Origin of the sequence: Rhodoplanes elegans (assembly GCF_016653355.1) — a bacterium.
Lineage (GTDB): Bacteria > Pseudomonadota > Alphaproteobacteria > Rhizobiales > Xanthobacteraceae > Rhodoplanes > Rhodoplanes elegans.
The window spans coordinates 1-8,345 of the sequence record NZ_NHSK01000015.1 but is presented as its reverse complement, the minus strand read 5'-3'; the positions used below and the strand labels follow the sequence as shown (position 1 = coordinate 8,345).

The following is an 8,345-nucleotide window of genomic DNA, read 5'->3' as shown; positions in this document are numbered from 1 at the left end:
CGCGGCGGTGGCCGGCTCCGGCAGGCGGGCGCGCAGCGCCATCCAGATCGCCGCCGGCGGCGTCACCGGATCGACCATGGTGTCGAGCTCGCCGAGCCGACGCTCCCACGCCGCGACCAGCGCCGCGAAGGCCGGATCGCGCGCGATCAGCGCGGCGGCCTCGTCGCGTTCGTCGGCGTCCAGCGTGCCGAGCACGTACTCGGCCGCGAGCCCGGCGCGGTCGTCCTCAGTCATTCCCCAAAAACTCCCGCAGGTCGGCGAGCGCGCGCCGGAGCTGCGTCTTGATGGTGTCGACCGGCCGGTCGAACTCGCGGGCGAGGCCGGCGCGGTCGATGCCGTTGAAGTAGGCCAGCAGGATCATGCGCCGGCGGTCGGGCTCGAGCCGGCCGATGGCGCCGAGCAGCTGCTTGAGCGTCTCGCTCGGCGGCGCGGCAGGGGCTGCGGCCGCGTCGCCGTCCTCCGGCCCCGACTCGTTCTGTCCCGCTTCGTCTCGTGAGTCGGCGTCCTCCGCCTCCGTGTCGTCGATCAGGATGGCGCCGTCGCGGCGTGCCGCGGTGATTGCCGCATGCCGGGCGATCGCCACCAGGAAGGTCATCGGCGTCGCGCGGGCCGGGTCGAACCGCGCCGCGTCGGCGAAGATGCGCAGATAGGCCTCCTGCAGCACCGGGCCGGCGACGGCGGGGCGGCGCACGATGCCGAGCACCACGGCATAGAGCCGGCCCTTCGTCGCCATGTACAGACGCTCGAACGCGTCGAGGTCGCCCTTGGCGACTCCGGCGAGCAGCCACACCAGTTCGGCCGACGACAGCATCCCGGCGCCCCGTTCCCACCCGGCCGCGATTATGGCCGAAGGTCGCCGCCCCGCAAGCGCCGCGGGCGGGGCGACCCGTGGGCGCCGCTCCCGCATGCCCCCCGGAACGGCGAAGGCCCGGGCTGCGGGCCCGGGCCTTCGCGAACGTCAGGACACGAGAGTCGGTCAGGCGACGGCGCCGCGCGCCCGCAGGCCGGCGATCGAATCGAGCTCGTTCTGCTCGCGGGTGTTCTCGGCGACGCGCTCGCGGTGCTGGTCGCGCTCGTCGAGCAGCTCGACCTTCTTGAGCTCCTCGAACGACTCCTGCAGCGCCGCGCGGGCCTCCTCGAGCTGGCCGGACAGCTCGTCGGCGGAGCGCCTGAGGTTCTCGCGCCGCTGCATCGCGGCCTTGGCGTAGGTCGGATAGGCGAAGTGCGCCGGATCGTTGATGCCGGCCCGCTCCTGCTCGACCTGGATCTCGCGGTCGAGATCGCCGGCCATCCGCAGGAACTCGGCGATCATGGTCTCGATCTGGGCGACTTTGCGGCGGTGCTCGTCGACCTGAAACTTCTTGAGCCGAATGAGTGTATCGCGTGACTTCATCGACCGTTACTCCCCAGAAGCCCCGAGTGCATCCTCGAATGCAGCCTGGCACGTCAGGGCCGAGAGCCGCTCCGAACAGATCGCCATTCTGGGAGCATAGTCTTAGTTTTCGGTTTCTGCGCCCGTGAGGATTTGCTGCAATCGCCGGTAGCCGTCGGCGAGCGAGGTCGACTCGCTCTTGCCCTGCTTCAGGAAGGTCTCCAGCGGCTCGTGCAGCTTGATCGACTCGTCGACCTCGGCGCTGGAGCCCGGCCGGTAGGCGCCGAGCCGGATCAGCTCCTCCATGTCGGCGTAGGTCGCCATCACTTTGCGGGCCTGCATGATCACCGGCAGGTAGTCCGGGTCGCAGGCGCGCGGCATGGTCCGCGAGATCGACTTGAGGACGTTGATGGCCGGGTAGCGGCCGCGCTCGGCGATCGACCGCTCCATCACGATATGGCCGTCGAGGATGCCGCGCACCGCGTCGGCGACCGGCTCGTTGTGGTCATCGCCGTCGACGAGCACGGTGAAGATGCCCGTGATGGCGCCCGCATTGGTTCCGGGGCCGGCCCGCTCCAGGAGGCGCGGCAGCTCGGTGAAGACGGTCGGGGTGTAGCCCTTGGAGGTCGGCGGCTCGCCGGCCGAGAGGCCGATCTCGCGCTGCGCCATGGCGAAGCGCGTCACCGAATCCATCAGCACGAGGACACTCTTGCCGGCGTCGCGGAAATACTCGGCGATGGCCAGCGTGAGATAGGCGGCCTGGCGGCGCATCAGTGCCGGCTCGTCCGAGGTGGCGACGACGACGACCGAACGGGCGAGGCCCTCCGGGCCGAGGTCGTCCTGAAGAAATTCCTGCACCTCGCGGCCGCGCTCGCCGACCAGGCCGATCACCGAGACGTCGGCATCGACGTTGCGGGCCAGCATCGAGAGCAGCACCGACTTGCCGACGCCGGAGCCGGCGAAGATGCCCATGCGCTGGCCGCGGCAGCAGGTGATGAAGGTGTTCAGCGCCCGCACCCCGAGATCGATCGGCCCGCCGACCCGCTGGCGGGCGTGCGCCGAGGGCGGACTGTTGCGGAAACGACACGGTGTCGGGCCAATCGGCAGCGCGCCGAGCCCGTCGACCGGCTCGCCGAGCGCATTGACGACGCGGCCGAGCCAGCCCTCGGAGGGGCGGACCGCGGCGGCCGCCGACATCACCACGGCGCGGCAGCCGCGGCGCACGCCCTCCAGCGCCGCGAAGGGCATCAGGAGCGCGTGGTCGCCGGAAAAACCAACGACTTCACAAGGGATTGTGCGGCCCGTGGTCTCGATTCCGACGCGCGCACCGACCGACATCGCGTGCAGCGGCCCGGCCACCTCGACCATCAGGCCGCGCACCCCGACGACGCGGCCGAACACCTCGACCCCGTCGATCTCGGCGATCTGCTCGGCGAGCGTCCTCACCTGCGCCTCCTCACCTGGGCCTCCTCACCTGGGCCGCCCCGCGAGGGGCCGACCGATTCGCTCCGCCGGCGCCCGATCCGCCGACTTTAACGCGATGTTTACCCGCACCGTTAATCATTGGATCACCGTCCTCGGGTCCATCCGGCAATCTCGTCTCCCCGCCGACGGAGGGGCGAGTCGACTGAATCGGTTACGGCCACTTCCTAAAGTGAGATGTGAGCGTGAACGTGCTCAAAAAATCATCCCGCCACAACATTTTAGGCCGATTCTGGCGAAATTGCCCAGCTGTGTCTTGCGCTGGGGAATCAGACTTTGTTAAGGATTGGCCGTTAACCTTTCGAATCAGTTGGGTCCCGAGGCGTCAGAGTTGGCCGGCACTGCGGCGGGCCGCCCTCAATCCGACGCGGCATGGAAGGGGACTGGCATGCGCGTTCTCCTGATCGAAGACGACAGCGCGACTGCGCAATCCATCGAGTTGATGCTGAAGTCGGAGAGCTTCAACGTCTACACGACCGATCTGGGCGAAGAGGGCGTCGATCTCGGCAAGCTCTACGACTATGACATCATCCTGCTCGACCTCAACCTGCCGGACATGTCCGGCTTCGAGGTGCTGCGGGCGCTGCGTGTCTCCAAGGTCAAGACGCCGATCCTGATCCTGTCCGGCCTCGCCGGCATCGAGGACAAGGTGAAGGGTCTCGGCTTCGGTGCCGACGACTACATGACCAAGCCGTTCCACAAGGACGAGCTGGTGGCGCGGATCCACGCGATCGTGCGCCGGTCGAAGGGCCACGCCCAGTCGGTCATCCAGACCGGCGACCTGATCGTCAATCTCGATACCAAGACCGTGGAGGTCGGCGGCCAGCGGGTGCATCTGACGGGCAAGGAGTACCAGATGCTGGAGCTCCTCAGCCTGCGCAAGGGCACGACGCTCACCAAGGAGATGTTCCTCAATCATCTCTACGGCGGCATGGACGAGCCCGAGCTGAAGATCATCGACGTGTTCATCTGCAAGCTGCGCAAGAAGCTCGCGAACGCGTCGCAGGGCCGCAACTACATCGAGACCGTCTGGGGCCGCGGCTACGTGCTGCGCGAGCCCTCCGACGACGAGGCTCGCATCGCGATCTGATCCCCGATCGACCAAGGGTCGCCGGCCCGGCCGGCGACCGACCCGACCGGTCCGGTTCTACGATTCCCCGTTTCCTCGATCCGTCCCTGCCGATTGCGTCGACTTGCGTCCCAGTTGTTCGGTGCGTTGACCGTGAGCCGTGGGCTCTCCTCCCGAACTCGGACGTCTTCCGACCCCCGCCGCGAATGGCGGGGTTTTTGTTTTGGGTTACTCGGATTTGCGGCATCGTGCCCCGGACGAGGCGCGTCAGGCTGCAGGCCTGATGCGCCGCCGAGCCGGGGCCCAGGGGCGCCGGCTGCTGCCTCACGTGATCGCCCTGGGTCCCGGTTCGCGTCGCGTGCGATGCGCCCGGGACACGAGGCTTCATCCACAGAACCCAAACGCAAAACGGCCGGGGCGGGGCCCGGCCGTTTGCGACGTCTGGAGGTTCGACGTGACTGGCGGTTCGGCGGGGCAATCGCCGAGGCCAGGAGGAAAACTGATCAGCGCACCAGGGTGCGGGTGTCGGTGGTGGAGACCATGACCTTGCCGGCCTTGACCGGCGTCGCGGCGACCCCGTAGGCGCGGGCATCGTCGACCGCGTGCGCCGTGATGCCGATCACCATGATGGCGATCGAGGCGATCAGCGCGAGCACGACGACCTTCAGGTGGGTGACCCGGTCGGCAGTGGCGAGCGACGCGTTGTTCATGTGACCCCTCCCATCGAGCTTGTCCGTTGGTCGCCGGCGATCGGGGCCCGGTTCAATCCGCCTTGGTCGGTAGCGAACCGGTGTTCGGTCACGAACCCGTGTCCTGACGTGGCGTGGAAACCGGAAATCCCCTGCAGCGCACCATCCCCTCGCCGCAACAACCGATACGGACCCGGAAGGTTTCCCCTCCGGTCGCTCACGTTGTCGTGATCGGCGACCCGGGGCAGACTATAAATCTCTTGTTCTTAGAACGATTTACAAAATTCATCTGGATTTTAGTCAACTGCAGCGAAGCGGCCGAGGAGCCTGCGGCCACGTTTCGGGTCGTGCGAGAGCTCGGCTCCGAGCCGGCGTCCCGTTCTTCGGTCGACGCTGCCTGCGAAGTCCTCGGTGAAAACGTTTTCACCGAGAAAGGGGGGAGGATCGCAATCGGAAGACGGGGGCTTGGCAACGCATCCGCCCCGACGTGACATCACCCCATCTCCGCCGGCACGTTGAGACAGCGGGCCGGGCGGGCGGCGGTGTCGTCGAAGGCGCCGTTCTCGGCCACCACGGCGCCGCCCACGATGGTCGCCACCGGCCAGCCCTTCAGCCGCATCCCCTCGTAGATGCAATGGCCCTTGCCCTGGTGCGTGACGGTCTTCTCGAGGTCGAGATCGACCAGCACGAGGTCGGCGTCGGCGCCGACCTGCAGGGTGCCCTTCTTGGGCGCGAGGCCGAAGCGGCGCGCCGGATTCCACGAATTGATCTCGACCAGCCGGGTCAGCGGCAGGCCGCGCGCGTGGTGGCCGAAATGCAGCATCAGCGGCAGCTCCCACTGGAAGCCGACGGCACCGGGCGACTCGGTCCACAGATCGACGCCCTTCTTGGGCCGGAACGGCACGTGGTCGGTGCCGATCGAGAAGATGCCGCCGTCCGCCACGCCGCGCCACAGCGCCTCCTGCTCGTCCTTGGTGCGCAAGGGCGGGCAGATCTTGGCCTTCATGTCGAGGTCGGGATCGTAGGAGGTGCGGGTCAGATAATGCGGGCAGGTCTCGATCGTCACGTCGACGCCGCGGGCGCGCGCCTCGACGCCGAGCTTCACGCCGGCCCCGATGGTCGTGTGCACGACGTGCAGCGGGCAGCCGGTCAGCTCGGAAAAGAAGATCATCCGCCGGATCGTCTCCTCCTCGACGAAGACCGGCCGCGATTCCTGATAGGCGCCGAGATCCTGCCGGCCGGTCGGGCGGATCTCGCGCTCCAGCCAGGTGCCGACCGCGGTGTTTTCGCAATGAACATTGATGATCCCGCCCGGGATCGTCGCCAGTGCCCGCATGGCCCCAAAGATCCAGCCGTCGGTCGCCGGCACGATGCCGATGGCGTTGTCGGGCTCGTAGCCGAAATAGAACTTGTAGGAGACGACGCCGGTGTCGGCCGTGATCCGGGCCAGCCGGTGGACGTCCTCCTCGCGCTGGATGATGAAGTGGAAGCCCCAGTCGATCGCCGAGCGGGTCTCGATCTGCCGGCACTTCTCCCGGAAGAAGCCGAGATAGTCGGCCGTGACCAGCGGCGTGTAGTCGAGCGCCGAGGTGACGCCGCCGACCGCGGCGGGCGGCGTCTCGGTGGCGAGGTCTTCGTCGTAAGGATAGTGGAAGCCGAGATGGCAATGGGTGTCGATCACGCCGGGCATCAGCACCCGGCCTTCGGCATCGATCACCCGGGTGGCGTCGGGCAGCAGCGCGTTGGCGCCCAGCATCGCGATGGCGCCGTCCACCACGGCGACGCCGCCGAAGAACGCGCCGTCGTGCCGCACGACGCGCGCATTGCGCACGACGAGATCCGCTTTCATCAGGGTGTCTCCAAGACTCGACCGCGTTTGAAAGACGAGGCTGCGGTTGGCGTCGACGGCGCCGGCCCTCGACCCGTCATCCTGAGGTGCTCGCCGAGGCGAGCCTCGAAGGATGCGGCCCGGGCCGTCGCCCTTCGAGGCTCGGGCTTTGCCCGAGCACCTCAGGGTGACGGAGTGGGGCAGCGCGCAGGACGCCGCTCACCCCATCGCCACCGGCGTGAAATCGGCGAACCAGTTCTGCGGCTGCACGAAGCCCTTCAGCTTGGCCGACATGGCGCGCGGGTTGCGGTCGTGCACGACCATCAGGGCGACGGCGTCGTCGACCAGCAGCGCGTGGGCTTCGGCCATCGCCTGGTCGCGCGCCGCGACGTCGCGGGCGAGCTGCGCCTTCTTGAAGGCGGCGTCGACGGCCGGGTTCGCGTAGTAGCCCCAGTTGGTGCCGCGCGGCGACACCAGCGCGGAATCGAAGCAGCGCACGAAACCGCTGGTCGGGTCCTGGGTCGGCAGCGACAGGTTGAGGCCGACCGGATTGTCGGCCGGCGGCTTGGCGCCGTTGCGGTAAGCCGTGAACAGCGTGATGAAGTCGACCACCTGATACTCGATCGCGATGCCGACCTCGGCGAGGCTCTGCTGGATCGCCTCGTTCATGGGCAGCGGCTGCATCTGGCCGCCGCCCGAGTTGGCGATCAGAATCTTCGCCCGCGCCGGCTTGCCGGGGCCGAAGCCCGCTTCGGCGAGCAGCCTCTTCGCCGCCGCGGGATCGTGCTTGAGCACGAAGCCGGGCTTGCCGAACCACGGCGAGGACCGCGGCACCAGGCCCTCGGCCGCGATCGCCGTGCCGTTGAGCATCTCGACGATGCCGGCGCGGTCGACGGCGAGATTGGCGGCCTGCCGCACCCGCTTGTCGGCGAAGGCCGAACCGGGCAGCACCGAGAGATACCAGATCCAGGTGTGCGGATAGACGTTCTGGGTCACGGCGAAGCCGGCACCCTTCAGGCTCGGGATCGTGTCGGGCGGCACCGACTCGATGAAATCGACCTGGCCGGCGCGCAACGCCGACACGCGGGCCGTGCCGTCCGGGATCGGCACCAGCACCAGCGTCGCGCTCTTGGCGAGGCGCGGCTTGTCCCAGTAGGCGTCGTTGCGGGCGAGTTCGAGGCGCACGCGCGGCTCGAGCTTGACGACCTTGAACGGCCCGGTGCCGGCGGGCTCGGCCGAAAACTTCATCCAGTCGTTGCCGAGCGCGGCGAAGCGCGCCGGGCTCGCGAACAACAGGAACGTGAGCTGATAAGGCAGCAGCGAGTCCTCGATGTGAGTGAGGATCGCGATGGTCTGCGCGTCGATCTTCTCGGCGCCCTTGACGCTCGGCAGGCGGCCCCGGATGCCGAGCGCGCGCTGGGCGAGATACTGCGGCGCCTTGTCGTCGAACACCGAGGCGAAGTTCCACACCGCGGCGTCGGCATCGAAAGGCGTGCCGTCGTGGAAGGTCACGCCGGGCCGCAGCTTGACGATCCAGCGGGTGCGGTCGGCCGGGTCCATGCTCCAGGATTCGGCGAGTCCCGGCACCAGGGTCGAGGGCTTGTCGGCCGCGGAGAGGTCCCAGCCGACCAGCGCGTCGAACACCGTGTAGCCGCCGAAGCGCAGGCCCTCGAAGCCGCCGTCCGGGCCCGCCCACAGCCGCGGGACGTCGCCGAGCGACATCGCGATCGTCACCTTGGCGGCCGACTGTGCCGCCGCACCGTGCAGCGTGCCGAGCACGCCGGCAGCGGCGCCGCCGATCAGGACGTGACGGCGGGTGAGCGCGGACGCGCGGGCGCGCGGATGATCGATCATGGGGACCTCCAAAGACAGCGGCGGAGCGGGGGTGTCCGGACCGGCAGGGGG

At 68.6% G+C, this 8,345-nt stretch carries 7 protein-coding genes and 1 pseudogene; 1 reads left to right on the top strand and 7 read right to left on the bottom strand.

Annotated features, from left to right (window positions below):
* From CCR97_RS00975 to fliI, 4 genes and pseudogenes are all read right to left on the bottom strand, one after another.
* A pseudogene (locus tag CCR97_RS00975) lies at window positions 1–234 on the bottom strand (anti-sigma factor); the annotation flags it as partial.
* Window positions 227–811 carry a sigma-70 family RNA polymerase sigma factor gene (locus tag CCR97_RS00970; protein ID WP_111359908.1) on the bottom strand — a complete coding sequence of 195 codons (585 nt, stop codon included), beginning with the start codon at window positions 809–811 and terminating at the stop codon, window positions 227–229. The pseudogene CCR97_RS00975 and the gene CCR97_RS00970, both read right to left, overlap by 8 nt.
* Window positions 812–976: 165 nt before the next feature.
* Window positions 977–1,393, bottom strand: a complete 417-nt coding sequence (fliJ, locus tag CCR97_RS00965; RefSeq protein WP_111359909.1) for a flagellar export protein FliJ — start codon at window positions 1,391–1,393, stop codon at window positions 977–979.
* A gap of 102 nt (window positions 1,394–1,495) precedes the next feature.
* Window positions 1,496–2,818 carry a flagellar protein export ATPase FliI gene (fliI, locus tag CCR97_RS00960; protein WP_111359910.1) on the bottom strand — a complete coding sequence of 441 codons (1,323 nt, stop codon included), beginning with the start codon at window positions 2,816–2,818 and terminating at the stop codon, window positions 1,496–1,498.
* A 424-nt stretch (window positions 2,819–3,242) separates the two neighbouring features.
* Here fliI and ctrA point away from each other — a divergent pair, with 424 nt between their 5' ends.
* Window positions 3,243–3,944 (top strand): response regulator transcription factor CtrA, encoded by a 702-nt coding sequence (gene ctrA / locus CCR97_RS00955; RefSeq protein WP_111359911.1) that lies wholly within the window; start codon window positions 3,243–3,245, stop codon window positions 3,942–3,944.
* 482 nt (window positions 3,945–4,426) lie between these two features.
* Here ctrA and CCR97_RS00950 read toward each other — a convergent pair whose 3' ends face one another.
* The 3 genes from CCR97_RS00950 to CCR97_RS00940 form a co-directional block, all read right to left on the bottom strand.
* A complete protein-coding gene (locus CCR97_RS00950; RefSeq protein ID WP_111358726.1) occupies window positions 4,427–4,633 on the bottom strand; it encodes a hypothetical protein in 207 nt (68 codons plus the stop codon).
* Between the two features lie 472 nt (window positions 4,634–5,105).
* Window positions 5,106–6,461 carry a dihydroorotase gene (locus tag CCR97_RS00945; protein ID WP_111358727.1) on the bottom strand — a complete coding sequence of 452 codons (1,356 nt, stop codon included), beginning with the start codon at window positions 6,459–6,461 and terminating at the stop codon, window positions 5,106–5,108.
* Window positions 6,462–6,659: 198 nt separating this feature from the next.
* Window positions 6,660–8,294 carry an ABC transporter substrate-binding protein gene (locus CCR97_RS00940; RefSeq protein WP_111358728.1) on the bottom strand — a complete coding sequence of 545 codons (1,635 nt, stop codon included), beginning with the start codon at window positions 8,292–8,294 and terminating at the stop codon, window positions 6,660–6,662.
* Between the last annotated feature and the right edge of the window lie 51 nt (window positions 8,295–8,345).

Excerpts from the sequence above, each read along its gene's own strand:
- fliJ (WP_111359909.1), bottom strand. The coding sequence starts at position 1,393 with ATGAAGTCACGCGATACACTCATTCGGCTCAAGAAGTTTCAGGTCGAC.
- CCR97_RS00945 (WP_111358727.1), bottom strand. The coding sequence starts at position 6,461 with ATGAAAGCGGATCTCGTCGTGCGCAATGCGCGCGTCGTGCGGCACGAC.
- CCR97_RS00940 (WP_111358728.1), bottom strand. The coding sequence starts at position 8,294 with ATGATCGATCATCCGCGCGCCCGCGCGTCCGCGCTCACCCGCCGTCAC.
- CCR97_RS00950 (WP_111358726.1), bottom strand. The coding sequence starts at position 4,633 with ATGAACAACGCGTCGCTCGCCACTGCCGACCGGGTCACCCACCTGAAG.
- CCR97_RS00970 (WP_111359908.1), bottom strand. The coding sequence starts at position 811 with ATGCTGTCGTCGGCCGAACTGGTGTGGCTGCTCGCCGGAGTCGCCAAG.
- ctrA (WP_111359911.1), top strand. The coding sequence starts at position 3,243 with ATGCGCGTTCTCCTGATCGAAGACGACAGCGCGACTGCGCAATCCATC.